Source organism: Ruegeria sp. CJ9, from assembly GCF_056536625.1.
Window position 1 is genome coordinate 32,837 of sequence record NZ_JBQFPY010000008.1, and the last position, 25,182, is coordinate 58,018.

Consider the following 25,182-nt stretch of genomic DNA (forward strand, 5'->3'; position numbering starts at 1 on the left):
GGTTGAAAAAAAGGTCATCTGAGTTGATACATGTTCGAAACTTCCAAATCGCTAGATCAAAAGATGAATAACAGTTACGCGCCTATTTTGATCTTTGCTTACAACAGACCGGATAGATTATCTCAAACCTTGCAGTCACTAAAGCGATGTCCTGAATTTTTGGAGTCACCTCTGAATGTGTTCATTGACGGGCCGAGAACCGCCAAAGATACCAAAATGGTGAAACGCGTTCGCGAAGTTATTCAAAATCTGGAACACCCCAATAAGACAATTCACGTGAGGGAAAGAAATCTGGGCCTGAAAGCTTCGATCAGTAAAGGTGTTTCTGACGAGTTGAGGGAAAATGATTGCGCTATCATCCTGGAAGACGATCTTATCCTATCGCCGCAGACGCTGCATTTTTTCAATCAGGCTCTGGCAAAGTTTGCTTCGGATGACCGGGTTTGGAGTATTTCTGGCTATATGTACGACGTCGCGAGTTTTAAGGAGCGGCGGGACGCATTTTTTGTTCCATTTCCTCATCCTTGGGGCTGGGCAACCTGGAAAACATCTTGGGAGCGTTTCGCGTCTGGCTCGAGGGATCACGCTGTCGTCGGGTCCAAAAGTTTCAGAACTTATTTTGACGTTCTTGGTCTTCGGGATTTCTCATCCATTCTCGAGCTTGACGACCTTGGCTTAATAAGCAGCTGGTACGTGAACTGGTACCTAGAGATTTTTTTGCAAGGCGGCGTTTCACTAGCCCCGCCCGTTAGCCTAGTGCGGAACGCAGGTATGTTTGCGGGTACACATGCAAGCCCTCTCAACCCTTATCGCTTTTTGCACAAGAACCAAGAGTTGGCCTCGTTTTCACCTAAATTGCCGTCAGAAGTTGTGCTGGACTTCAAAGCGTTGGATTCGATCAGAAGCTCACGGGATGTGAAATTGCAAAAGGTCATCTCCCAGCTGGGTCGGGTAAAACGACGTGCCAAACAGGTGGCATCCATCGGGCGGGGCACGTGAAATGAAATATGTGCGAAACGCTTATCGAGCGATGAACAGATACACTGCAATTCGGGCGAATGTGAGTGTCGGAAAAAGCTTTGTTATCGGTGTGGAAGGGCACATTCAGGCCCCCGATCAATTAAAAATTGGTGACAACGTCAATATCGGGCGAAACTTCTACATGGCTTGCAATGGAACCATTGGAAGCAACGTTCTGATATCTAGCTATGTTGGCATTGTGGGTCGGCGGGATCATGACATGAAGCAAGTCGGCGTGCCGATTACCCAAGCTTCGTGGATCTACAGCGACGATCAGGACAGCGACACACCCGAAAGCACGATCTGTATCGAGGACGATGTCTGGATAGGATTTGGCGCGATATTGTTGAGCGGAATCACTGTCGGCAGAGGAGCTGTCATTGGTGCAGGTTCACTGGTAAACTCGAATGTCGAAAGCTACGACGTTGTTGCCGGGAACCCGGCGAAAAAGATTTCACGACGGTTTTCGGACGAGGAAATTGCCAATCACGAAAATGCAACAGTCTAGTTCTGCGCCTATTTTCATATGTTCACTATTCAAGTTCTTTCCGATTTGGTGTCTAAGAGGATCAATCCAGCCTGAATTTTTCGATAACAGTAATATTCAAAACGAATTAATTTCCGCTTAGCCATTTAACATAGCTCAGCCAGCCATGGCTTGACGCAACTTTCTATTGCCCGCACGAGAATTTCATGACCGAACCAACTTCAGTACGCCCCATTTTCATCGGCGCTTGCCCCAGAAGTGGAACGACCTTTTTGGGGGATCGCATAGGGGCACTGCTGAACGGTCGAGTGATGCCTGAATCTCAGTTCAAACGCCCCGCCTTGCGGGCGTTAGCGGTTAATGGCCCCGAGGTCGCAGTCAAAGTACTCGACAATGAGCGGTCTTATCGACTTTGGAGGGATCGCCCGGTGCGTGAAACACTGTTGAAATGTAATGATGCCGCTAGCTTTTTGAGCCATTTGGTTTTTCCCGAAGGCGTCCCCGTTGGCACTGCGCCAATCTGGGTAGATCACACCCCGATTAACTTCGAAGATTTTAGCATTTTGCGGCGAGCATTCCCCAACGCCCGGTTCGTTAACTTGGTTCGAGATGGGCGGGCAGTCTTCTCCTCGGTTCGGGGGTTGGAATGGGGACCGCGCAACCCAATGCACGCATCATGGTGGTGGGCCGCACGTACAGCGCCGGGGCTTGCTGCAAGCCTGAGACATCCGGATTGCTGCGTAACCGTCCGGTATGAGGATTTGGCACGCGGACATCTGGATGATTGGAGCTCGTTGCTAACTTTTCTGACCGCAGGCGAGAAACGCAGCGTTACCCCAGAAGAGCTGAGCGCTTCTAGCGGATTTGAAGTGCCCGACTACACTCGCCATCAACACCAACTTGTCGGCGAAGCTCCTTCTGCCGATCGCGTCGAAAGCTGGCGTACAACCCTCTCACAGCGTGAGATCGAAATCTTCGAAGCGAACAACGGCGGCGCGCTGCTTGAGATGCTGGGATACGATCGGCTCTTTTCCTTTCCGCGACCTGCAATCAGGTCAGAGATGATCCGAATGGGCGAATGGCCGTTTCGTGTTACCGCCGAACCCATCAAGAAATTCAAACAGGCGCTGCGTTGGAACAAGGTTAAGTCTGCAGACAAGGTTACAAGTGCATGAGCGATCAGGGTTGTTTCCTTCTCGGGTTGGGTGCGCAAAAATCCGGTTCGACCTGGGTGCATTCCTATCTCGCTGCGGATTCGAATGCAGATTTTGGTCCGATAAAGGAATACCACGTCTGGGATTCGGTCCATTTGCCAGAAATGGCACACTACGATCATCGTGGGCGATCAGGTCTACGAAACGCAGGTGAATCCTTACTGCGCCGCGCGCTCCGCCGGTCTCCGTCTGTCTCTGCGGTTCGCGGCGCGTTACAGGATGATCTTGAAGGTTACTTCGATTTCTTCAAGGACTTGCTCAATCGTCCTGGGATTGCTTTAACTGGCGACATCACTCCAGCTTATGCAGGTCTACCAGCGTCAGTACTAGAAACCATTCGAGACGGCTTTGCCCATCGCGGCATTCCTATGAAAGCTATGTTTCTCATGCGCGATCCGGTGACGCGATGCGTTTCTGCAGCACAGATGAACCGACGCAAAAACACCCGCACCGAAGCTGTACAGCTAGATGGCGATTTGGATACCGCTGTACTGGCTTATGCACAATCACCCGAAGCGAGACTGCGAGCTGACTACGAACGCACCGTAACTGCTTTGCGACAAGTTTTTGCCGAAGATCAGTTGTTCTTCGGCTTTTACGAAACGATCTTTCAGCGAGATGAAATCGCCCGCCTGTCCGAGTTTGCGGGTGTCGCCTTCTGCCCCGAGCATGCAGAACGGCAGGTGAATGTGCATGCCAAAGCTGAATACGTCGGTGACGCGACCCAAGAACAATTGCGCATCATTTTCGATCCGACTTACAATTTTTGCGCAGAAATATATCCAGAAACCAAGGACATTTGGATGCCCGAGGTACTCAACCCGGAAACACTGGTGAAAACCGCCTCATGATCTATCCAAAACGCATCCGCATTGTCTCGCCAGTCTATCCCCGCCCCTATAAACCGGAATCCGGTCGTTTTGTTGCCAACCTTGCCGAGGGCTGGAGTGCCCAAGGTGTTGCTGTCGATGTGATTAGCGCGACTACCCTTTCTGAGCGCCTCAAAGGACGATCTCTCCGCGAAGATGTCTCAATCCCCGGCGTCAATACAGATCTGGTGCCGACGTTAGGCACCCCATTTGCCAAGCATTTACCCAAAGGGCTCTACCGCTTGCTGCTAGACCGCCACAACGACAATATCCTCTCGGGGTTGCGTGGTGGTAAGCGACCCGATCTGATCTACGCTCAATTTGCCGAGTCTGGGCAGTTTGCCCGTGTCGTTGCTCGGGAAAAGGGGCTGCCCTACTTCGTGGCTTTGGGCGAGTCCCATTCTCTGCTGAAAGGCACAACCGATACGGTTGAGATGCGCCGCACAGTTATACGTGACGCGGCAGGGATTGTCTGTGTATCACCGCGATTGCAGGATGAGGCGATAGAGCTGGGTGCCGATTCATCACGCGTGGAACTGATATTGAATTTCCCGAATTGGGCACGGTTTCGTCCGATGGATAAGGTCGAATGTCGACAAAAGCTTGGGCTGAGCCAAGATGCATTCATCCCGGTCTACGTAGGCCACTATTACGACCGCAAAGGAGCATCCCGGCTTAACGCAGCGCTGCACAAAATGACAAAGCCTGTCCAAGCTGCGTTTCTAGGTTCTGGACCGCTGGTGCCAGACTTTCCAGGAGTCATCAAGACAGGGAGCGTCAGCCATGAGGACCTTGCGTTATGGCTGAATGCCGCCGATGTGCTGGCCCTTCCAACTCTGGCCGAGGGCTGCTGCAACGCCATCGCTGAGGCCATGGCTTGCGCGCTTCCTGCAGTGACGTCGGATATTCCCGACGTCAGGTGGCAGGTGCCGGACAAAGGTGTGGTATTGGTGAACCCCTACGATATTGATGCTCTTGCCGCGGCACTGGATGAGCTTGCTGCCAACCCCCTCCGCGTGGCGGAAATGCGCGAAAGCCTGTTGCCGTTGTCACAGGCAGATCGTAAAAAAAGTCGCCCATCTGAAATTCTGTCATGGATTCAACGGACGCTCGCCAACGACAGGATTCAATGCCCGGCGTAGTTGCCGTTTAGGCACTGCCAAACTTGTAGCATAACGTCCTTGAGAGTGGGTAGCGTCCCAGCCAAAATAGGACCTAAACCCAGCTTTAAGGGCTTCGAACTTCTGCGTGAAACAAACGTTTATGCGGTCTGGAACTAACATCGGTTTGCTCTCAATACAACAGGTGACGTTGAATTGCTGGTAGAGTGAGACGTCAAATTCAAACTTGGAGTTTGCGGTCCACACGAGCAACTACCTAAAAATTAGAGTTTATTTTAGTTCAACGACCGCCTCAAGCCTCGTGAAGGTGCTTTCTGACGGTTGGATCAATCCTATTGCTTTGGGCAGGATAGATTCCACAAGCAGCAATTGCCTCACGGGCGGTTACACGCTCGTGCAATCGTTTCCAGATTGCCTTGGCAGCGTAGGGATGCGGGTAAGGGCGCCATGCGACGCCCATTGTCATGCCTCGCAGATATTTCAGCTGTTGACGGTGTGCGGAATACAAAATCGTATTGGCAACGCTACCTTCGCGCGTAAGCTCGTGCTCGGTCACGAATATCCTGTTTCCGCGCATTGTCACCAAACCAGCATAGCGTGAAATCTGGTGCGTGCTTTTGTCTGGAGACGTAGCAATTTCTCGGGAGCGGATCGTGAACAGCCCATCGACTTCCTGAATTCGGATCAATGAACAAAAGATCTTTCCTTCCCATGAAGGTGTGCAGAAATAGGAATGATAGAACCCCACGTATCGCCTGAGGTTTTTCTGTTGGCTTCGAAAAGGTTCCAAAAAAGCATCCGTTGGCGTTGTTCCGGTATGTGACAGGGCGCCTTTTAGCATCAGTTCGAAGACGCCGGTTTCAGCGAATAAATCGGCTTCTGTCAGGTCGAAATGACGCGCAATGCGACGCATGTTGTACGCGGAAGGCAGACTGGCGCCATTCAAGTAACGATTGAATTGCTGTCTGTTGACGCCGATATCGCGACAAATCTGCGAAATGTTCCCATGTTCTGCGCATAACGACCGCAGGTTGGCAGAAAAATTCTCAGACATAGGCAAAACCTTTCGCATTCTGACGCGATATCACTGCAAATAGCGTCAACTCGCATAAGATCGCACAATTTGTTTTGTCTGCAAATCGGTTTCTTCTTCGGTATCGGCCCACAACAGATAAGTCTCAGATGCCAATCGAAACCATCGAAAACACATGGATCACCCTTGCGGACGGGCGGCGGCTTGCCGCGCGTATCTGGTTACCCGAAACAGATCCGGCCCCGGCCATTCTGGAATACCTGCCATATCGCAAACGCGATGGCACTGCGCCAAGAGATGAAACAACACACACAGTTTTTGCTGAAGCAGGATATGCCTGCATCCGCGTCGACATTGCTGGGACCGGAGACAGCGAAGGGCAGTTTGACGACGAGTATTCCGAGCAGGAACTGCGTGATGGCGAGGAGGTCATAGCCTGGATTGCCGCGCAGGATTGGTGTGACGGGTTTGTCGGGATGATTGGAATATCGTGGGGCGGGTTTAACGGTCTGCAACTGGCCTTTCGACAACCACCTGCGTTGAAAGCCGTGGTCAGTGTCGCTTCGACTGTGGATCGCTATGCGGATGACATCCATTTTATGGGTGGATGCCTGCTAAGTGACAATATGAACTGGGGCAGTCAGATGTTTGCGTACCTGACCCGCCCTGCTGATCCTGAACTTCGCGCGGATTGGCGAGAGGATTGGCTTGCCCGACTGCAAAACGTCCCATTCTCTGCGGCGGATTGGTTGCGTCATCCGACACGGGACTCTTTCTGGAAGCACGGCTCAGTTTGCGAGGATTGGTCCGCGATCCAGACCCCTGTATTGGCAATCACTGGCTGGGCAGATGCTTATGTCAATGCACCCCCGGCTTTGGTCGCGAACCTAACCGTGCCCGCTAAAGCCGTCATTGGACCTTGGGAACATCGCTACGCGCATATCTCGAAACTTGATCCGGCGGATTTTCACTCAGAAGTCATCGGCTGGTTTGATCGCTGGCTGAAAGGGCAAGAAAATGGCGCCGAGGATTTGCCTGCGTATCGGACCTATATGCAGGAACACTTCAACCCAACAGCGCATAACAGCCCTCGGCAAGGTCGTTGGATCGCTGAGGCGACATGGCCTTCGCCTCATGTCTCTGAACAGGTCTGGCATCTGACAAAGGGCGGTTTTTCGCAGGAGTCGACGTCTGGCACGGTCGCTATCGCGTCGCCCTGTCATATTGGTGCCGATGGGGGGTATTTCTGTGCAGGCATGCGGATCGACAACGAACTTGCGGGCGACCAGGCCAGGGACGACGCCCTGTCGGTTTGTTTTGACAGCGCGCCGCTGCAAGTTCCGTTAGAGTTACTGGGGCGTGCAAAGCTGAAGTTTCAATTTTCAGTGGATCAACCAGTGGCACAACTGGTCGCGCGGTTGTGCGACGTCTCGCCTGACGGTGTATCGCAGCGGATCAGCTATCGGTCTTTGAACCTGTGTCACTACCACAGTCATGAGACGCCGCAAACGCTGGAGCCAGGTCAGATTTACGAGGCCGAGATAGCCCTGAATGAATGCGCGCATCACTTACGCCGGGGCCATGTGTTGCGGCTGGCCCTGTCTACATCTTACTGGCCGATCGTCTGGCCGGCGCCGAATTCTGCCGAGGTGACATTGCACTTGCAAGATTGCGCCCTGCATCTGCCGGTGCGCGAGGTCACACGCGAAATTAATGCCTCGGAACCGGGACCGGCACAGACATATCCGGTTCTGGAAGCTGAACCTTTGCGTCCACCTTCAGCCCAATCCGAACGCATGATGACCGACGATGGTCGAGTGGTTCTGGAAACGTTCGATGACTACGGCAAGACGCGCGATCCTTATCATGATCTGATTGTCGGCAGCGATGTGCGAATGCACTACGGTATCCACCCCGATGATCCCGCCACCGCCGTCTTCGAGACCGCCTGGAACTTTACCTTTGAGCGGGTGGATTGGCAGGTGGCCATCTCGACCGAGTGCCGCATGACCTGCGATGCGCAGAATTTCTACCTCTACCGCAAACTACGCGCCACCGAAGGCGCAGACGAAATCGAAGTTCTGACAAAGGAATGGTCGGAAACCATTCCGCGCGGGCTTCTTTGAATTAATCCAAGGGAGGATACTATGAAGATCGAATGGACAAAGGCCAATATCGGTCGCAGGGGGTTTCTGAAAGGCGCAACCGCGCTTGGGGCCGCAACCGCGCTTCCGATGGGGTGGGCGGACCGTGCGTTTGCAGCAGATGACGGTGTTTTGCGTGTGCGGGCTTATGGTGATGCACAGAACATGGATCCGGCCCATTCCGTTGGTGTTGTTGAAGAGGAAGTACATGCTTCGATCTACAACAAGCTGATCCAGTACAAACCGGGCGAGGAATGGGGCTGGCAGCTGGATGCCGCAACGATGATTGAGCAGGTTGATCCGACCCACATCAAATTCGCACTACGTGACGATATCGGGTTCACCAACGGTTTTGGTGCCATGACCGCCGAGGATGTCAAATTCAGCATGGAACGGGTCGTGGACGACGCGACCGACAGTCCGAACAAGCCCGACTTGGGGCCATTCAGCCATGTTGAAGTAACTGGTGAACGCGAAGGGACAATTGTTCTGAACAAACCGTTCGCACCGATCTGGTCGATCGCCCTGCCCTATATCACCGGAAACATCGTCTCAAAAGCGGCAGTCGAAGCCGCCGGTGGCCGGATCGGGGCTGATCCGGTTGCAGAGTCCGGGCCGTACCTGCGGGACAGTTGGTCACCCAAGGAAAAGACGGTTCTTAAGCGCAACCCTGATTGGAAAGGGGATGCGCCGACTTGGGATACTGTCGAGATTTATCCAATTGACGATGAAAACACAGCCGAGATTGCGTTTGAGGCAGGTGAGTTGGATGTAACCCGCGTGTCGCTGGGCTCGGTCGAGCGGTACCGCGCCGGTGTTCCGAATGGCGGATCGCTGGTTGAAAAACCCTCGCTTTATTATGTCTGGTTGGGAATGAACGTCGAGCATCCGAAGCTGCAAAATCAAAAACTGCGGCAGGCGATCCAGCACGCGGTGGATGTACCCAGCATTCTAGAGGCCGCCTATTTTGGTGCCGCTGATCCATCGACCGGCATCATTGCACCGGGTCTTGCCGGGCATCGACCTTCTTCGCTTGTGCCACCCGAGGCGAATTTTGAAAAAGCGGCGCAGTTGCTGGCGGAATCCGGTGAAACCAATGTTACGCTGACCCTCGATACACTGAACAAGACGACCTTTACGACAACCGCCCAGATCATTCAGGCGACACTGGCGCAGATCGGGATCACGGTTGAGGTGAATGTTCTAGAATCCGGGGCGTTCTGGGCGTCTGGCGACAATGAGAACCTTCAGCTTGTACTGAATCGCTATTCCATGACCCCTGATCCGTACTATGCGACGTCGTGGTTTACGCCCGAACAGATTGGCAAGTGGAACTGGGAGCGTTTCAATAGTCCTGAATTCAACGAAATCCATGAAGCCGCGGCTGCGGAAACGGATATCGCAAAACGGGCTGAAATGTATCAGCGCGCGCAAGACTTGATGGAAGATAGCGGTGCCTATCGCTTTATCACCCACGAGGCGACACCGGTCATCCACAGCGCACGTGTCATTCCTGCGCTTCGGCCGGATGGCCTGTCCCTGCTTCGCTATTTCGGCAAGGCGACCTGATCTCCCCAGGTCGACCGAGGTACGGCGGGCGCGTAACGCTCGCCGTACCAAAAACAAAGCCACCAAGCCGCAAGGAGCCAGTTGGCCATGCTGAATTTCGCAACCCGTCGCTTCGGGCTGTCGCTGCTTATCCTCTTCGTGGCGGTGACCGTCATGTTCCTGATGATCCGCGCCGTGCCAGGCGATCCGGTCCAGATCATGCTGGGCCCGCGCGCCACGCCCGAGCTTCAGGCTCAGCTAACCGCGGCGCTGGGGCTTGATCAACCGATCTGGAAACAACTTTTGATCTTCTATGGAAACCTCCTGCAAGGTGACCTTGGCACTGACGTCTTCTCGGGCCGTTCCGTGACCGAGATTGTGTTTCAGCAATTGCCTTTCACTCTGGAGCTGATCTTTGCGTCTATCCTGTGGTCTGCAAGCTTGGGCATTGCGCTTGGTGCCTATGCGGCTGCGCATCCTAACACTTTGATCGACCGGATCGCTGCTGCAGTATCCGTCAGCTTTGTTGCTGCGCCGGCCTTTGTTGTTGCACTGTTGGCGCTGCTTGTTTTTGCCGTGCATCTGCAATGGTTCCCTGCCATTGGCGCGGGCGAAGGGTTCTGGGATCGACTGGACCATCTTGTCCTACCCGCCTTTGCAATCGGGCTCAGCTGGGTTGGCTATATTGCCAGGCTTGTGCGGGCTTCGATGCTGGAAGTTATGGGCGAAAGCCATGTACGCACGGCCCGGGCCTTTGGTATCGCCGAACGTCGCGTGGTCATGGTTTACGCGTTGCGTATTGCCATACTGCCAGTGGTTACCGTGATTGGGGTCGGGATGGGCTTTCTTCTCAGCTCGGCCGTTTTTGCAGAAATCGTCTTTGCCCGCCCCGGGCTGGGAAAGTTGGTGATCGATAGCATCACGACCCGCAACTACCCGATTGTCATGGGTTCGGTCCTCGTATCCACCGCGCTGTTCGTGGTGTCGACCGCATTGGCTGATCTGATCAATGCGTTGCTCGATCCACGTGCGCGTACGGCTCATTGAGGAGGGGGAGTTATGGAAAAATCTCGTTCTGAACTGAGCCAGATCATAGTCGGTGTCGCTCGCGACCCGCTTGGCTTAATGGGCTTGATCATCGTTGGCATCATCGTGTTCTGCGCGATATTCGCGGCCTGGATCGTGCCCTATGACCCGATTGCGATGGATATCAAATCCCGCATGCAAGGACCGTCCGCGGCGCATCTGCTGGGAACCGACCAGCTAGGTCGTGATACGTTTTCGCGTGTGATTGCCGGAGGCCAAGTCGCGCTCAAGGTGGCTTTGCCTGCTGTGTTTGGTGCCATGGCGATTGGCCTGACGCTGGGTATGGTTGCAGGGTACGGGCCGAAATGGCTCGACAATCTTCTGATGCTATTTTTCGACACCATCAGGTCCTTTCCGACCGTGATGTTCGCGCTTGCTGTTGTGGCCCTCGTCGGGCCGAGCCTTCAGACCGTGGTGTTTGTGGTCATGGCGACCTCGATCCCGACATACGGGCGAGTGGCGCGGACCCAGACGCTGACGCTGCGCAACTCCGAGTTCATACTGGCCGAACGCTCGATGGGGGCCAGCATGGCGCGCATCTTGGGTGTGCATATGCTGCCCAACATCATTGGCGTTCTGGCGGTACTGGCGGCGATGGACATCCCCACAGTTATCGCGCTTGAGGCTGGCCTCTCCTTCTTGGGACTGGGTGTCAAACCCCCAACCCCCAGCTGGGGCGCATTGCTCAAGGATGGCTATTCGCTGATCCGCCAAACACCGTGGCTGGTAGTGGGCGGCGGCCTGCCAATCATTCTGGCAACGCTTGGGTTCACCTTCCTGGGTGAAAGCCTGCGCGACGTGGTTGACCCGAAACTGAGGAAACAGAGATGACCGATATACTTCTGGAAATCGACCACCTCAGCGTCGACTACGAAACAGGACGCGGCGACCTGAAGGCCCTGCGGGATATCACTTTCAACGTCAACAAGGGTGAAATTGTCGGCATTGTTGGGGAATCTGGTTGTGGCAAATCCACCTTGATTTCATCTATCCTGCGTTTGACCGCACCCAATACGCGCTTCCGCGAAGGAGAGGTTAGGTTCAAGGGGCAGGATTTGCTGCAAGCCTCTGAGCGTCAGATGCGTGACCTGCGTGGGGCGGATATATCCATTGTCTTTCAGGATCCGATGCAAACGCATAATCCGGTTCTGACTATCGGGCAGCAGATGCTGGACATTCAGCACCGATCCAAGCAATCCAAAGCGGACAAACTGGCCCACGCAGCCAAGATGCTGGGTGCCGTTGGCATTCCCGATCCCGAAGCGCGATTGAAACAATATCCCCACGAATTCTCGGGCGGGATGCGCCAGCGGATCGCGATTGCGATGGCGTTGATGTCCGAACCTGACCTGTTGATCGCGGATGAGCCGACAACTGCATTGGACGCAACGCTTGAGGTGCAGATCATTGAGCGCCTGCAAGAACTACAACGCGAATTTCACTGTGCCATCCTGTTTATCTCGCACCATCTGGGTGTGATTGCTGAACTCTGCGACCGGGTGGTGGTGATGTATGCCGGTGCAGTTGTCGAAAGCGGCGACGTGCGGGAGATTTTTCACAACCCCAAACACCCCTACACGCGCCGTCTTATAGAATGCGACCCCGGTCACATCAAAGAGCGCGCCCGTATATTGCCGACCATCCCCGGCGAAGTGCCCGATCTGGCCAACCTGCCAGGTGGCTGCATTTTCAGAGATCGTTGCGATCAAGCGATGGCACGCTGCGCGAGTGAGGTGCCCCCTTTGGATCAACTAAAAGAAGGCCATCATGCTGCGTGCTGGCTGAACCATGAGGAGGCCACAACATGAGCTTGCTGAACGTCGTGGACCTTAAAACCAGCTATGGACCGGTCAATGTTCTGGCGGGCGTCAGCTTTACCGTAGAACCCGGCGAGACCTACGCGCTGGTTGGTGAAAGTGGCTCTGGCAAAACGACGGTTATTCGCGCCATCGCGGGACTTGCCCCGGCGCAGGATGGTTCGGTCACTTTCGAAGGCCAGGAAATTCGAGGCGCGCCGGAAAAGGTCATGCGTCCGCTTCGCAAGGACATGGCAATGATGTTTCAGGACCCAGTCGGAAGCCTGTCGCCACGCTTGACGATCCGCAGCCTGATCACAGAACCCTATCGCATTCAGGGCATGAAAGACCGCGATCTGGATGCCGAGGCCAAGCGACTGCTGGAAATGGTCAACCTGCCCACGCATTTTGCGGATCGTTATCCTTACCAGCTGTCTGGCGGTCAGGCACGGCGTGTGGGCGTGGCCCGTGCGTTGGCGCTGGAGCCCAAGCTGATCCTGGCGGATGAACCAACCGCTGGCCTTGATGTGTCGGTGCAGGGCGAATTGCTGAACCTGCTCAATGACCTGCGCGAAAGGCTGGGTTTGGCGATGGTTATCATCACACATAACCTCAGCGTCGTGCGCCACGTGGCCGACAGGATGGGCATAATGTATCTGGGCCGATTGGTCGAAGAAGGCACAACCGAGACGATTTTCAACGACCCGCGCCATCCTTATACGCGCTGTCTTCTGAGTGCCAATCCAGAGCCCGACCCGGATGCGCGATTGGAACGGATCGCCCTTAAAGGTGAACCCCCGAGCCTGCTCAAGCGCCCTTCCGGGTGCGAATTCCGCGAGCGCTGTCCTTTTGCCAAGGATATCTGCACCCAGACACCAGAATGGGAAGTGGGCGAAGGCCACGGCCTGCGTTGTCTGGCCCCGCTGTCCTAATAGGTAGTCCAATGCCAAGCACACTCTATTTCAATGGCACAATCCTGACGATGGATGCACAGAACTCTTCGCCTGAGGCAGTTTTGACTGCCGGTGACAGAATCCAGGCGGTAGGGTCCGAAGCTGACCTGCGCGCGCGCATGCCTTCTGATGTCCAAGAGCATAACCTGCAGGGGCGCACTCTGATGCCTGCGTTTATCGACCCACACGGGCACTTCCCGGATCCGGGGTTTATCCGACTGTTCCGTGTTGACCTGTCCCCGCCCCCATTGGGGGATTGCACACAAATGGCCCAGGCGCTGGACAGACTTCGAGAAAAAGCCGACGCGACGCCCGAGGGTGAATGGGTCATGGGGGTGTCGTTTGACAATACGTCCATTCTAGAACACCGAATGCCCACACGGGCCGAGTTGGACGACGTATCATTACGCCATCCCATCTGGGTTATCCATGCGTCGGGTCACAATGGGGCCGCAAATTCTGTTGCACTCGAGAGGCGCGGGATAAACCGTCAAACCCCTGACCCGGAAGGTGGCCGCTTTGGTCGCGATCCCGATACCGGCGCCTTAACGGGGTTGATCGAAGGGCTATCGGCCATGGGTGAGATGGGCGACACAGATTTCCTTATCAACCGGGAAAGATTCTGGCAGGGCTTTGATGCCTGTCGTGACGAATACCTGGCCCATGGCGTGACCTATGCGCAGAATGCCTGGACGTCGCAAGCCATGCTGGATCACTTTGCCAGTTTGCCCGCAGATCAGGACCCGGGAATAGACATTGAGCTTTTGCCCATCGCAAGACTGGAGCCCGAACTAAGCACGCATTGGATCGGCGCGAATTGGCCCGGCAACCCACATTTTACACTGGGTCCGCGCAAGCTGTTCACGGATGGGGCGTTTCAGTTGCAGACCGCCTATCTGTCGGCCCCCTATTATCGACCGATAGATTCGGATCATCCATGCGGAATGGTCTACACCTCGCAACAGCAGCTGGATGCTGACGTTCGCAAGCTTCATGAAAAAGGTCTGCAAATTCATTGCCACTGCAATGGCGATGCCGGCGCCGAGATGTTCATTGATGCGGTTGAAAAAGCCCTGCAGGCGCACACCCGCGCAGATCATCGCCATACCATTATCCACGGTCAGGCCCTGCGGGATGATCAGCTAAGGCGTATGGCCCAACTTGGCCTGACCGTCAGCTTCTTTCCCGCTCATGTGTATTTTTGGGGGGATCGCCACTTTGACACCTTCCTGGGGCCCGAGCGGTCTGCGCGAATTTCCCCTGCGGCGTCAGCGGAAAAGTTCGGCGTGCGATACACGATCCACAACGACGCCTCGGTCACGCCGACACGTCCGATCCACTTGGCCCATTGCGCGGTAAATCGCAAAACTGCTTCGGGCCGTATGCTTGGCGAGGGTCAAAAGATCAGCGTTCTGTCGGCCTTACGCGCACAAACTATCGACGCAGCCTGGCAAGTCTTCAAAGAGGATCAGCGCGGGTCTATCGAGCCGGGTAAGGTCGCTGATTTCGCCATTCTTTCGCGTAACCCCTTGCACGCCCCGGATCACCTGACAGACACACGGGTGCTGGAAACAATTCGCAACGGTCAAATAGTATTTTCAGCACTGCCCACCGAACAAGAAGTCGAGCATACCTAATGACGGCCAAGCGTATCGCGATCGCGGGGTTTCAGCATGAAACCAATTGCTATGGTGTGACAAAGGCTGGTCTGGCCGAGTTTGAGATGGCGGATTCCTGGCCTAGTATGCTGCTGGGCACGCAGGTTATTTCGGAAACGGCGGGCATGAACCTACCCGCCGCAGGTTTTGCTGCAGCGGCTACCGCAGTAGGGTTTGAAGTCGTGCCGATACTGTGGTGTTCGGCAGAGCCGTCTGCTCATGTAACCGATCACGCATTCGAAACGATTTGTGGGATGTTATTGGATGGAATCCGCGCTGCGGGTCAGATTGACGGCGTGTATCTTGATCTGCACGGCGCGATGGTCACCGAAAGCCTAGCTGATGGTGAGGGAGAGGTTTTGCGTCGCGTCCGCAATCTCGTGGGCCCAGAAATTCCAGTGGTGGCAAGTTTAGACCTGCATGCCAACATCTCGGCTCAGATGGTTGAACACGCAGATTACCTGTCGATCTTTCGCACCTACCCTCATCTGGATATGGCGGAAACAGGCGCAAGGTGTGTTCCTGTGCTACAGCGTTTGCTGGCAGGTGAAACACTGAGCAAAGCGTTTCAAGCGGTGCCATATCTTATTCCGCTGCATGCACAATATACCGGCTCTGCGCCATTCGACGAAATCTATCAATTGCCAGCAAGATTCGAGCAGCAGGATGTACTGGCAGAAATCGCGCTTGGCTTTACGGCGGCGGATTTTCCCGACACCGGCCCGTCCTGCGTTGCCTACGCAACCACAGCGAATAAAGCGGCCGCCGCCGTTGAAGAAATCGTCAACTTGTTTTTGGCCCAGGAAACCCGCCTTGATTGTTCCATGCTGTCTCTGGAAGAGGCTATTTTGACAGGCCGCCAAAGACGGGAAAAGCCGGTTGTATTGGCTGATGTTCAGGACAACGCCGGTGCGGGTGGGACGTCTGACACCACTGGATTGCTGGCAGCCCTGATAGAGGGTGGAGTCACAAGCGTTTTGATGGGCCTATTCAATGATCCCGAAAGCGCAGAGCAAGCCCATGCGGCGGGTGAAGGTGCATTGGTCAATCTGGCTATTGGTGCAAAATCCAACTTGGCGGGTCACGTTCCGGTCAAAGCAGAGTTTGAAGTTCTGGCATTGGGTGATGGCACATGTCGCTATACGGGTGAAATGTATGGTGGTGGCATTGCAACGCTCGGCAAGACGGCGGCCCTTCGGTTGGTTGGGCACAAGGCCGAGATTGATCTTGTCGTCACAAGTATACGCAACCAATGCCTGGATCGCGCGCATTTCACACATATTGGTTTAAATCCAACGAGTTATTCGGTGATTTGCGTGAAGAGTACAGCCCATTTCCGGGCAGATTTCGAACCTATTGCAGAAGAGGTTTTTGCGGTTTCTTCACCAGGTACCTTTCTCTGCGACCTGGAAAAAACCCCCTACACCCGTATCACCAGAAGGCTGCCCATCGCTGCTGGGTCTGCTGCTGACGACGTTCCCAACACTGTTGGCTATTCGGGTGCAACCCCGGCATAGTTCCGTGCTTTGGACATCTTTCCAATTCCGGGGTTGAACGAATTGGTGGGATCACAACATTTGTAATGTGCCGCCAGATCGGGTTTCGCGGCATACAGGTGGCCCACATTGTGTTCGGCCGGATATTCCGCGCCGCGCGCATCAAACAACTTGAGCATCGCCGCCTTCAATGCCTTAGGGTCCGCCCCTTTTCGAACCACATAGTCCTGATGCATCACGTGGCACATGAAATGTCCATAATAGAGCTTGTGGACAAGCTGATTACTTATCTCGGGTGGTAGGTTTTCCAGCCAATCCTGATCATTGCGTCGCAGGGCGACGTCCAAGGCGATGATGTCCTCGACCTCATCTGCGTGAATGGCCATATAGCGCACGGCGGCCCCCGCAGCGGCGAAACGGTGCAGCCCCGCAATCTTGGCCTCACGCGCTGTGCATTCAAAGAAATCGGCGTCGCGATCTTCCAGAAAGCCGGGCAACCAATTGGCCGCTTCATCTATCCCGGCATCCTTCATTTTAAGGATCAGGTGATGTTCAAATCGGTCGCGGAAACCCAGCATTCTTTTGGGCAGAACTCGTGGCCACAGCGCCACTGCCATTTGCATGAAGCGGTCGGTAAAATTGCACAGGAACGGAACCCGTCGCAACCGCGCATCCACAGCCCCTTTCATGGCAAAAAACATCGGCAGGCGGTCAGTGCCTAGCTTATCGATCATCACGACCGTGTCCTTGCCATAGCGCGCAGTAATATCGAACACGTCGCGGTGCATGTATTCTGCGGACACTGGCAAGACTTTAAACTCGGACAAAATGTGGCGGCGTAGGGCGGCCAGATCACAGGGATCGTTGGCACCGATGTAAAACACCTTCTCAGCATCGTTCTGGGGAAAGGTATCAAGGCGCACGGCGAATACGGCCAACTTTCCAGCAGACCCGGCGGATTCGAACAGTTTTCCCGTGTCGGCGTTGAACCGCGCAGGCGTTTGAGCATCCACATCGCGCACGATCTGCGCATAGTCACTGGCCGAGGCGCGTTTGTTAGAGGATTCTGGTGTCCGGTTGAAGGTTCCGGCGTCCAGATTGGTCAGAATTTCTTCGGGCGTCTCGCCCAGATCAATACCCAGATGATTGACCAACTCTAGATCACCCTGTTCGGTGATCCGGGCATAGACCGAAAGTTCGGTGTAAACTGGGCCGCGTTCAACCAAGGAACCTCCCGAGTTGTTGCAGACGCCACCAACAATCGACGCCCCGATACAGGACGACCCAATTACCGAATGCGGCTCGCGCCCCAGCGGAGCCAGCAGTTTTTCCAGTGCGAAAAGTGTGGCACCCGGAAAGCTGACAATCTGCGCACCGTCATTCAACGGAACCAGGGTGTCCATCCGGCGAGTGTTAATCAGGACCACATCTCGGTCATAGTGGCCGGACGGGGTCGAGCCCTCGGTCAGGCCGGTGTTGGCTGCTTGCATGATGACGATTTTATCTGCCGCGACGCAGGCTTGCAGCACTCTCCACTGTTCCAACAGCGTACCCGGTCGGATGACACACAATGCCTCGCCCTTACCCGAGCGAAAGCCGCGGCAAAACCGTTCGGTCGCGCGTTTATCGGTCAGGACATGGCGCGAGCCGACGATGGCGCGGAACGTTCCGATCAGGTCCTCATTGGTCATGCTGCGTCCCTTTGCACATTCATTGTGGGCGCAGTGTCCCTGAACCGGACATTATTGCGGTTCAACTGGTCGATACGGGTCACACCCATCAGTTTCATATCGCGCTCAATCTCGGCCCGCATCAATCCCAACGCGCGTTCGACACCTGCCTGCCCCGCAGCGGCAAGCGGATACAAATAGTGACGCCCTACCCCAACGGCCTTTGCCCCCAGTGACAGCGCCTTCAACACATGGGTGCCGCGCTGGATACCGCTGTCCATCATCACGTCCAGCTTGTCACCGACCGCATCGACGATCTCGGTCAGTTGGTCGAACGGCGTGCGCGAGCCGTCCAACTGACGACCGCCATGGTTTGACAGGATAATCCCGGTGCATCCGATCTCGGCCGCGCGACGCGCGTCTTCAACGGTCATGATCCCTTTCAGGCAGAATTGACCGTCCCAATCCCGCACCATCTGTGCGACGTCATTCCAGGTCATCGACGGATCCAGCATGTCGGTGAAATACCCGCCGATCGAACTCGCGCCTCCACCCATGTCTACATGTTCCTCTAACTGCGGCAGGCGGAATTTCTCGTGGGTTACATAGTTGATCCCCCACATCGGCTTGATTGCGAACTGGATCATACCCCCCAACGTCAGCCGGAACGGGATCGAAAAGCCGGTGCGCAGGTCACGCTCGCGATTGCCGCCGGTGATGCTGTCGACGGTCAGCATCATAACCTCGACACCGGCCTCTTTGGCGCGCTGCATCATGGCGGCGTTCAGGCCGCGGTCCTTGTGGAAATAGAATTGATAGACCTGTGGGTTCTTGTGTTTCTTTCGCAGCTCTTCCAGCGGCACAGTGCCTAGCGAGGACACGCCGAACATGGTGCCGTATTTCTCGGCCGCTGCGGCCACCGCGCGTTCGCCCTGATGGTGGAACAGGCGCTGCAGTGCTGTGGGCGAACAATAGACGGGCATGTCCAGCTTTTGCCCCATCACGGTAACGGACATGTCCACGTCCTTCACCCCGCGCAGAACAGAGGGCAACAGATCGCAACGGTCGAACGCGTTGGTGTTTTCCCGATAGGTCACCTCATCATCGGCGCCACCGTCGATGTAGTTGAAGATTGGCCCCGGCAACCGTTGCTTGGCCAGCCGCCGGAAGTCGTGGAAGTTGTGACATTGGCTCAAACGCATCACGAGAACTCCTTAATAGGCGACCGAAGGCAACCAGGTGGCAAGGGTCGGCCATAGGAAGACCAGCGCCAGACCGGTAAGCTGCAGCAACACAAAGGGGATGATCCCTTTGTAGATATGCATCAGTTTGATCTCGGGCGGGCAGACGCCTTTCAGATAGAACAGCGCGAAACCTACGGGCGGTGTCAGGAAGCTGGTTTGCAGCGTCACCGCGACCAGGATCACGAACCACACCAGCGCGGGTTCATCCAGAACGCCAAAGCCCGGGATGTCGATGCCAAGGCCGTTCACGATTGGGCGCATCAGGGGCAGCACGATCAGCGTGATTTCGATCCAGTCCAACACAAACCCCAGCAAGAAGACGATGAACAGGATAAAGAGGATGGTACCGTTTGCATTGAATCCGGTGGATTGCACCACATGCTCAATCAACTCGTCACCGCCCAGTTCCCGCAGGACATACGAAAACACGGTTGCACCAAGGAAGATGGCAAAGATGTAGGCGGTGGTGTTGAAGGTCGACACCAGCACGTTCCACAACTTGTGGAAGGTAAGCTTGCGATAGCCCAGTGCCAACAGCGTCGCACCCAGTGCGCCGATGCCAGAGGCTTCGGTCGGAGTGGTCAAACCAGCAAAGATCGAACCCAGAACCGCAAGGATCAGCATTAGCGTCGGGATGACGGCGATCATAACGTCTTTGACCGCAGCCCAGTCGGGGGCTTTCGCGCCTTCGGGCACGGGGGCCGCGTCACGTTTCACCAGTGCGAGTATGAAGATGTATGTCAGGTAAAGGCCACCAATGATCACACCCGGGAAGACCGCGGCCATGAACAGGTCACCCACCGACAGCGCCATCTGGTCGGCCATGATCACCAGCATTATTGAGGGCGGGATCAGAATACCCAGAGTACCGGATGCCGAGACCACGCCCGCCGCAAGCGTCGGCTGGTATTTCTGTTGCATCATCGACGGCAGGGACAGCACGCCCAGCAACACCACAGATGCACCGATGATACCGGTCGAGGCCGCCAGAATGATACCGATCAGGGTAACGGTGATGGCCAATCCTCCACGCACTGTACCAAACAGGCGCTGCATCGAGGACATCAGACGTTCCGCAACACCGGATTCGTCCAGCATCAGACCCATAAAAATAAACATCGGCAACGCAACCAGAACCGCATTGGACATCGTCGCATAGACACGGTTCACAACCGCACCAAGGGTCAGATAGTCGAGCCCTGTAAAGGTGCTCTCCAACCCGGTCCACAGCATCAGATCGTTGTCGAACAGATAGGCCAGACCACAATAGGCAACGCCGACACCCGCCAGAACCCAGGCCACCGGGTATCCAGTAAACAACAACGCGATGAAGGTCAGGAACATGGCGATGACCAGCTTTTCCTCGGTGGTTTCCACCAAGAAGGTCAAGCCGACGCAAACAGCGGCAAACACGGCCAGAACCAGCAGGATACGACGCAAAGATGCACCTTCGCGCTCTGAGGCCGGTCCATACAAAAGCGCGTGCCCATCGTGGATCAGTCGCGCAAGCGCCGCCAGTGCTAGAAGAACAAAGCTGATCGGGATTACTGCCTTGAAAGCCCAGCGGGCAGGCAGGCCGGTTGGGCTGTCCGAGCGTTCATTGACCCGGAAGCTTTCGTAGAAATAGTCGTACCCCTGATCGATCATCAGATAGATGAACGGGGTCAACAGGGTAAGAATACCGATCACCTCGATGACTCGCTGCGCCCGGCGTGACAGCTGCATGTGCAGAACATCGACGCGCACGTGACTGTCGGTGATCAAAGCATAAGAGATGCCGATCATCGTCACGATGCCGTAGAAATGCCACTGGATCTCGTCCAACTTGGGGTAGTTCTGGCTGAGCAAATAGCGCAGAGCGACCTGGGTGAAAATTGCCCCCATCAGCAGGACATTTGCCCACATGACCACATGGCCGACAGCCTTGACGCTTGCGTCTATCGCGACCGCAATCTTCTGACGGTCGGTTTCGGGGTGTTCCAGGATGCCTTCGTAGGCTTCGACCGGATCGGTAAGGTTGTTCTGTGTGGTCATGGTCATACCTCGCTCAGCAGCCCGACGCGCGGGCAGTGAAAGGATAGAAATTCCGAAGATCAGGAAATAAGAACCGGAGCGACGGATCCCGCCGCCCCGGTTGCGTCAGCAAGGGAGATTACTGACGAGGGAGGAACGCGTTCGTTTTCCAGAGGTCGTAACCGTCGCGGAACTCGTTCATATCGGCCAAAACCTGAGCGAAGAAGGCGTCGTTAGCGGCTTCTTCTGCTGCAACCTCTTCCCAAGTTGTGCGGAAGGTATCCAGCATCTCAGGCGACCACTGTTTGATGGTGACACCGTTGTTTTCAATATTGTCGATCAGCGCAGCGTGCTGAATGGCTTCGCCTTCGGCAAAGCTGTCCGCCATCGAAGCTTTACAGGCGCTTTCAATGATCGCTTTGTGCTGGTCGCTGGTTTCGTTCCAGACGTCCTTGTTAATCAGCAGTTCGAACACAGTTGCCTGCTGATGCCAGCCGGGGAAGTAGTTGTATTTCACCAGCTTGTGGAACCCCAGACGCGCGTCGATGGCAGGCATCGAAAATTCGGTCGCGTCGATCGCGCCTTTTTCCAGCGCAGGGAAGATCTCACCACCTGGCAGCAGCGAGGTCGCCACGCCCAGTTTCTGCATCACTTTTCCACCCAGACCAAAGAAACGCATCTTCAGGCCGTTCAGGTCTTCGGGTGAATTGATCTCGGATGCGAACCAGCCCGAAGTTTCAGGCGCAATGATCGCGCAGGGCAGAACTTTGACGTTGAAGCCCGCCTGATCATACATCTCTTGGTAAAGAGTCAGGCCGTTGCCGTAATACAGCCAAGCCATGTATTCGCCCGCCTCGGGGCCAAAAGGAACGGCCGAGAACAGCGGCGCGGCAGGGATTTTACCCGCCCAATATCCGGCCGTAGTGTAGCCAGAATTGATCTTGCCGGTAGATACAGCGTCAAGAATTTCAAACGGCGGAACCAGTTTGCCTGGCTCGTAGACTTTCATCTTCAACGTACCGCCCGACATCAACTCAAGCTGTTCGGCAACGCGCGGGATCGGTGAACCCAGGCCCGGCAGCTCGGTCGAAAAGGCAATCGGGGTTTTCAGCAACAGTTTGTCTGCGGCAACTGCAGGTGCGGCCAGCAGGCTGGCAGCTACGGCGAGGCTCGTCAGGGTCTTCTTCATGAATTCTCCTCCAGGGTAGGTCGGAACATTGTCCCGATCAGCGGCGCAGGTCCCTCCCACACCATTCCGGTGGTAAACTAACTTTACCAATAAAAACCAGTCAACAACTTTATTTACCATTGGAATTAAGTCGACGTAACAACGCAGTCACCTCAGCTACAAACGTCACTCGCAAAGAAGAAAAGAAAATCGATCAAATTACGTTCAAAAACAGTCATCTGTGATACGGTGATCTTCCGGATCTCACTGCTTGAATCTAAACAGATTATGGTTATATTTATTTACCAGTGATCTTTACTTAAGACATCGAACAGAGGCACAGCACCATGAGCCCCACAGCGATATTTGAACCGGTTGGACACGAATCACTGGCCGAGGCTGTTGTGTCTCAGATCGAAGATTTGATCGCCTCGGGCATCCTGAAACAGGGTCGCAAACTGCCTTCGGAACGAGACCTCGCGGAGATGCTGCGCGTTTCGCGCCCGAAACTGCGCGAGGCTCTGTCTGTTCTGGAAGAGCGCGGCTTGGTCACGACGCAACATGGTGAAGGAACCTTTGTCGCGGCTCTGACAGGTCAGGCCATGATGCCGGCACTACTCGCACTTTATGAGAGACATGAGCCCGCCTTTTTCGATTATCTGGAATATCGGCGCGAACAGGAAGGCTTTGCCGCCCGCCTTGCAGCGCGCCGCGCGACAAAAGCAGATCAAGAGAGGATTGCCGAGATTTTGGTCGAAAATGAACGCGCCTGGCGTGAAAACGACACCAAAGCCTCTCAAGAGGCAGATTTTGCGCTGCACTCTGCAATCGTCGACGCCAGCCAGAACGCAACACTGATCCATATCATGGCTTCAATCTACGAACTTACGCGCAAGGGCGTATTCTACAATCGCGACTTTCTTAAGACGATCGATGGCACCGGCAAGAAGCTGCTGGATCAACATATGGAGCTTGGCCGGGCGGTAATCGACGGCGACGAGGAACGTGCAGAAAAGGCCGCAACCGACCACATCGATTTCGTCGAGGAGTCCTTTAGGTTGGGGATCGAACGCAGCCGCAGGGAAGCAATGGCTGAAAAACGCCGCCTGCTGTCGGATCAAAAACCTTCGTAGCGCTTTCAGATCATGAGGATGGGCCACACATCTTTGCCTAAGGAAAATGCGATCTGTTGCCCAAGGCAGCGCAGCCGAATATTCCGCTGCTGGTTGTTGGTGGGTCACAACAATCGATCCCGTGGATTGCCGAACATCTGGCTCAGGCCGGAGCAAAACTGCGCGATAACAAAGTCTAGTGGATCAGCGAATTTGTCGACCGTTGTATAAAGATAGCCCTGCGCGCTTTTCTACTTGGGGCTAGTCGCATCTAGCCACCGGCGACATTCGCACTGTTCAAGTAGAAGCCAAGTATTTTCATAGCTGTTCCCATATTTCGCAATTGATGGATGTCGATCAGGGTTTTGCAAATTTTAACAATCGCAAAGATCATCTGTGACATGTCTGATCCTTTCTGACGGATGATCGATTGCGGCAACCACCATCTGAAGCTACAAGCCCTGAATGTAAAACTGCGCGGTCCCAAAATCTTTGAGGCGGACCGGGAAGCCACGTGGCATATTGCACCTATCGAATTTTCGCATTGGACCGAGTGGATATGGACCAGATCAAAGCAAACCTGATCGGCGCGGGCCGGGTCGGCCAGACCTTCCTGAGCCTGTTGAACTCATTACCATATTGCCAAATTCAAGACGTCCTGAGCGCGCGTTTCGCTTCCGCTCAGGAAGCCGTTGAGAGGGCAAACGCCGGTCATGCCGTGCAAAGCATTTCCGATTTACGCCCCGCCGATCTTTGGGTCATCGCTGTCCCTGATACTCAGATAGCAGCGGTTGCCTCTGATCTGGCAACAAAGCTTTCCGCGACAGATGGCACACCAAAACCACCCATCGCCTTTCACTGCAGCGGGTATTTTGCGGCCGATGAAATGGCTCGGCTGCGCGGATTGAACTGGCGTCTGGCAAGTGTCCATCCGGTTCTGTCCTTTGCAGATCCCGACAAGGCAAAGGATCAGTTCAAGGGTGCGCTATGTGGGCTGGAAGGAGACGCCGACGCCCTTGAATTCCTTCGGCCCTTGTTGGGCAATCTTGGCGCTGAATGTTTTTCGATCCGTTCCGACGCCAAAAGTCTTTATCACGCCGGGGCTGTGATTTCGAACAATTTTGCCGTGGTATTACAAGCAATTGCGCAAGAAGCATGGACGGTGGCCGGCGTTTCGGAAGATGTTATCGCGCCATTGAATGCCAAACTGATGGAAAGCACTGCTCAGAACGTCATTGCCCTGGGCCCCCGACGCGCGTTGACCGGTCCAGCAGCCAGAGGAGACGATGAAGTTGTCACCTCGCAGGGCAAGGATGTTGCGGACTGGCACCCTGATGCTGGGGAGGTTTACCGAATTTTGAGCGACATGGCCCGGTCACTCAAAACGAGTGGCGTAACCAAATCTGATCGTTGAGTTTCGATAGTCAGTTTTCGAGAGATCGCATTGCCCCAGCAAGAACCAAAAGAAGATGGTGGAGCAGCGCGTGATCTAAAGGCCTGTTTCAATTTCAGTGGTTCCTCGTCGGCCTGGTCAAAATTCAGTGGTGTTT

Annotated in this window: 21 protein-coding genes; 16 read left to right on the plus strand and 5 right to left on the minus strand. The window is 55.0% G+C overall.

Annotation, left to right across the window (positions count from 1 at the left end):
- Window positions 1-30 precede the first annotated feature (30 nt).
- The 5 genes from ACR0AJ_RS16125 to ACR0AJ_RS16145 all read left to right on the plus strand — a co-directional run bounded on the left by ACR0AJ_RS16125 (window position 31) and on the right by ACR0AJ_RS16145 (window position 4,732).
- A complete protein-coding gene (locus ACR0AJ_RS16125; RefSeq protein WP_170351168.1) occupies window positions 31-999 on the plus strand; it encodes a glycosyltransferase family protein in 969 nt (322 codons plus the stop codon).
- A gap of 1 nt (window position 1,000) precedes the next feature.
- Window positions 1,001-1,528 carry an acyltransferase gene (locus tag ACR0AJ_RS16130; protein WP_170351169.1) on the plus strand — a complete coding sequence of 176 codons (528 nt, stop codon included), beginning with the start codon at window positions 1,001-1,003 and terminating at the stop codon, window positions 1,526-1,528.
- Between the two features lie 185 nt (window positions 1,529-1,713).
- On the plus strand, window positions 1,714-2,682 hold the full coding sequence (locus tag ACR0AJ_RS16135; RefSeq protein ID WP_480741335.1) for a sulfotransferase family protein: 969 nt from the start codon (window positions 1,714-1,716) through the stop codon (window positions 2,680-2,682).
- 26 nt (window positions 2,683-2,708) lie between these two features.
- Window positions 2,709-3,572 carry a sulfotransferase family protein gene (locus ACR0AJ_RS16140; protein ID WP_170351171.1) on the plus strand — a complete coding sequence of 288 codons (864 nt, stop codon included), beginning with the start codon at window positions 2,709-2,711 and terminating at the stop codon, window positions 3,570-3,572.
- The gene (locus ACR0AJ_RS16145; protein ID WP_170351172.1) at window positions 3,569-4,732 is read left to right on the plus strand and encodes a glycosyltransferase; all 1,164 of its coding nucleotides are present in this window, start codon (window positions 3,569-3,571) and stop codon (window positions 4,730-4,732) included. The genes ACR0AJ_RS16140 and ACR0AJ_RS16145 overlap by 4 nt, the downstream gene beginning before the upstream one ends.
- 271 nt (window positions 4,733-5,003) lie before the next feature.
- Here the strand turns inward: ACR0AJ_RS16145 and ACR0AJ_RS16150 are convergent, their stop codons facing one another.
- Window positions 5,004-5,765, minus strand: coding sequence for a helix-turn-helix transcriptional regulator (locus ACR0AJ_RS16150; protein ID WP_480741337.1), 762 nt, complete (start codon window positions 5,763-5,765; stop codon window positions 5,004-5,006).
- A 128-nt stretch (window positions 5,766-5,893) separates the two neighbouring features.
- Between ACR0AJ_RS16150 and ACR0AJ_RS16155 the strand changes: the two genes are divergently transcribed.
- From ACR0AJ_RS16155 to ACR0AJ_RS16190, 8 genes are all read left to right on the plus strand, one after another.
- On the plus strand, window positions 5,894-7,870 hold the full coding sequence (locus ACR0AJ_RS16155; protein WP_480741339.1) for a CocE/NonD family hydrolase: 1,977 nt from the start codon (window positions 5,894-5,896) through the stop codon (window positions 7,868-7,870).
- 21 nt (window positions 7,871-7,891) lie between these two features.
- On the plus strand, window positions 7,892-9,457 hold the full coding sequence (locus ACR0AJ_RS16160) for an ABC transporter substrate-binding protein (protein ID WP_170362626.1): 1,566 nt from the start codon (window positions 7,892-7,894) through the stop codon (window positions 9,455-9,457).
- Window positions 9,458-9,544: 87 nt separating this feature from the next.
- A complete protein-coding gene (locus ACR0AJ_RS16165; RefSeq protein WP_170351176.1) occupies window positions 9,545-10,483 on the plus strand; it encodes an ABC transporter permease in 939 nt (312 codons plus the stop codon).
- A 12-nt stretch (window positions 10,484-10,495) separates the two neighbouring features.
- Window positions 10,496-11,353 carry an ABC transporter permease gene (locus ACR0AJ_RS16170; RefSeq protein WP_170351177.1) on the plus strand — a complete coding sequence of 286 codons (858 nt, stop codon included), beginning with the start codon at window positions 10,496-10,498 and terminating at the stop codon, window positions 11,351-11,353.
- Window positions 11,350-12,330, plus strand: a complete 981-nt coding sequence (locus ACR0AJ_RS16175) for an ABC transporter ATP-binding protein (protein WP_170362624.1) — start codon at window positions 11,350-11,352, stop codon at window positions 12,328-12,330. Before ACR0AJ_RS16170 ends, ACR0AJ_RS16175 begins: the two co-directional genes overlap by 4 nt.
- Window positions 12,327-13,250, plus strand: coding sequence for an oligopeptide/dipeptide ABC transporter ATP-binding protein (locus ACR0AJ_RS16180; RefSeq protein WP_170362623.1), 924 nt, complete (start codon window positions 12,327-12,329; stop codon window positions 13,248-13,250). Before ACR0AJ_RS16175 ends, ACR0AJ_RS16180 begins: the two co-directional genes overlap by 4 nt.
- An 11-nt stretch (window positions 13,251-13,261) precedes the next feature.
- Window positions 13,262-14,908: an amidohydrolase gene (locus tag ACR0AJ_RS16185; RefSeq protein ID WP_480741342.1), complete on the plus strand. Its 1,647-nt coding sequence runs from the start codon at window positions 13,262-13,264 to the stop codon at window positions 14,906-14,908.
- Window positions 14,908-16,446, plus strand: a complete 1,539-nt coding sequence (locus tag ACR0AJ_RS16190; RefSeq protein ID WP_480741344.1) for a M81 family metallopeptidase — start codon at window positions 14,908-14,910, stop codon at window positions 16,444-16,446. Before ACR0AJ_RS16185 ends, ACR0AJ_RS16190 begins: the two co-directional genes overlap by 1 nt.
- On the opposite strand, the gene dld is transcribed toward ACR0AJ_RS16190, so the two are convergent.
- The 4 genes from dld to ACR0AJ_RS16210 form a co-directional block, all read right to left on the minus strand.
- Window positions 16,422-18,116, minus strand: coding sequence for a D-lactate dehydrogenase (gene dld, locus ACR0AJ_RS16195; RefSeq protein WP_480741346.1), 1,695 nt, complete (start codon window positions 18,114-18,116; stop codon window positions 16,422-16,424). The genes ACR0AJ_RS16190 and dld overlap by 25 nt on opposite strands.
- Complete coding sequence (locus ACR0AJ_RS16200; RefSeq protein ID WP_170351183.1) at window positions 18,113-19,297, minus strand: alpha-hydroxy acid oxidase; 1,185 nt, start codon at window positions 19,295-19,297, stop codon at window positions 18,113-18,115. Before ACR0AJ_RS16200 ends, dld begins: the two co-directional genes overlap by 4 nt.
- A gap of 12 nt (window positions 19,298-19,309) precedes the next feature.
- A complete protein-coding gene (locus tag ACR0AJ_RS16205; RefSeq protein ID WP_170351274.1) occupies window positions 19,310-21,373 on the minus strand; it encodes a TRAP transporter large permease subunit in 2,064 nt (687 codons plus the stop codon).
- A gap of 118 nt (window positions 21,374-21,491) precedes the next feature.
- Window positions 21,492-22,541: a TRAP transporter substrate-binding protein gene (locus ACR0AJ_RS16210; protein WP_170351184.1), complete on the minus strand. Its 1,050-nt coding sequence runs from the start codon at window positions 22,539-22,541 to the stop codon at window positions 21,492-21,494.
- Window positions 22,542-22,867: 326 nt separating this feature from the next.
- On the opposite strand from ACR0AJ_RS16210, the gene ACR0AJ_RS16215 reads away from it, so the two are divergent.
- The 3 genes from ACR0AJ_RS16215 to ACR0AJ_RS16225 all read left to right on the plus strand — a co-directional run bounded on the left by ACR0AJ_RS16215 (window position 22,868) and on the right by ACR0AJ_RS16225 (window position 25,046).
- The gene (locus tag ACR0AJ_RS16215; protein ID WP_170351185.1) at window positions 22,868-23,653 is read left to right on the plus strand and encodes a FadR/GntR family transcriptional regulator; all 786 of its coding nucleotides are present in this window, start codon (window positions 22,868-22,870) and stop codon (window positions 23,651-23,653) included.
- Window positions 23,654-23,709: 56 nt separating this feature from the next.
- Complete coding sequence (locus ACR0AJ_RS16220; RefSeq protein ID WP_302477200.1) at window positions 23,710-23,832, plus strand: hypothetical protein; 123 nt, start codon at window positions 23,710-23,712, stop codon at window positions 23,830-23,832.
- 359 nt (window positions 23,833-24,191) lie between these two features.
- Window positions 24,192-25,046, plus strand: coding sequence for a Rossmann-like and DUF2520 domain-containing protein (locus ACR0AJ_RS16225; RefSeq protein WP_480639204.1), 855 nt, complete (start codon window positions 24,192-24,194; stop codon window positions 25,044-25,046).
- Window positions 25,047-25,182: the final 136 nt, after the last annotated feature.

Bases quoted from the DNA above. Each gene is read 5' to 3' on its own strand.
- ACR0AJ_RS16125 (WP_170351168.1), top strand. From the start codon at position 31: ATGTTCGAAACTTCCAAATCGCTAGATCAAAAGATGAATAACAGTTAC.
- ACR0AJ_RS16130 (WP_170351169.1), top strand. From the start codon at position 1,001: ATGAAATATGTGCGAAACGCTTATCGAGCGATGAACAGATACACTGCA.
- ACR0AJ_RS16135 (WP_480741335.1), top strand. From the start codon at position 1,714: ATGACCGAACCAACTTCAGTACGCCCCATTTTCATCGGCGCTTGCCCC.
- ACR0AJ_RS16145 (WP_170351172.1), top strand. From the start codon at position 3,569: ATGATCTATCCAAAACGCATCCGCATTGTCTCGCCAGTCTATCCCCGC.
- ACR0AJ_RS16150 (WP_480741337.1), bottom strand. From the start codon at position 5,765: ATGTCTGAGAATTTTTCTGCCAACCTGCGGTCGTTATGCGCAGAACAT.
- ACR0AJ_RS16155 (WP_480741339.1), top strand. From the start codon at position 5,894: ATGCCAATCGAAACCATCGAAAACACATGGATCACCCTTGCGGACGGG.
- ACR0AJ_RS16160 (WP_170362626.1), top strand. From the start codon at position 7,892: ATGAAGATCGAATGGACAAAGGCCAATATCGGTCGCAGGGGGTTTCTG.
- ACR0AJ_RS16165 (WP_170351176.1), top strand. From the start codon at position 9,545: ATGCTGAATTTCGCAACCCGTCGCTTCGGGCTGTCGCTGCTTATCCTC.
- ACR0AJ_RS16170 (WP_170351177.1), top strand. From the start codon at position 10,496: ATGGAAAAATCTCGTTCTGAACTGAGCCAGATCATAGTCGGTGTCGCT.
- ACR0AJ_RS16175 (WP_170362624.1), top strand. From the start codon at position 11,350: ATGACCGATATACTTCTGGAAATCGACCACCTCAGCGTCGACTACGAA.
- ACR0AJ_RS16180 (WP_170362623.1), top strand. From the start codon at position 12,327: ATGAGCTTGCTGAACGTCGTGGACCTTAAAACCAGCTATGGACCGGTC.
- ACR0AJ_RS16185 (WP_480741342.1), top strand. From the start codon at position 13,262: ATGCCAAGCACACTCTATTTCAATGGCACAATCCTGACGATGGATGCA.
- ACR0AJ_RS16190 (WP_480741344.1), top strand. From the start codon at position 14,908: ATGACGGCCAAGCGTATCGCGATCGCGGGGTTTCAGCATGAAACCAAT.
- dld (WP_480741346.1), bottom strand. From the start codon at position 18,116: ATGACCAATGAGGACCTGATCGGAACGTTCCGCGCCATCGTCGGCTCG.
- ACR0AJ_RS16200 (WP_170351183.1), bottom strand. From the start codon at position 19,297: ATGCGTTTGAGCCAATGTCACAACTTCCACGACTTCCGGCGGCTGGCC.
- ACR0AJ_RS16205 (WP_170351274.1), bottom strand. From the start codon at position 21,373: ATGACCACACAGAACAACCTTACCGATCCGGTCGAAGCCTACGAAGGC.
- ACR0AJ_RS16210 (WP_170351184.1), bottom strand. From the start codon at position 22,541: ATGAAGAAGACCCTGACGAGCCTCGCCGTAGCTGCCAGCCTGCTGGCC.
- ACR0AJ_RS16215 (WP_170351185.1), top strand. From the start codon at position 22,868: ATGAGCCCCACAGCGATATTTGAACCGGTTGGACACGAATCACTGGCC.
- ACR0AJ_RS16225 (WP_480639204.1), top strand. From the start codon at position 24,192: ATGGACCAGATCAAAGCAAACCTGATCGGCGCGGGCCGGGTCGGCCAG.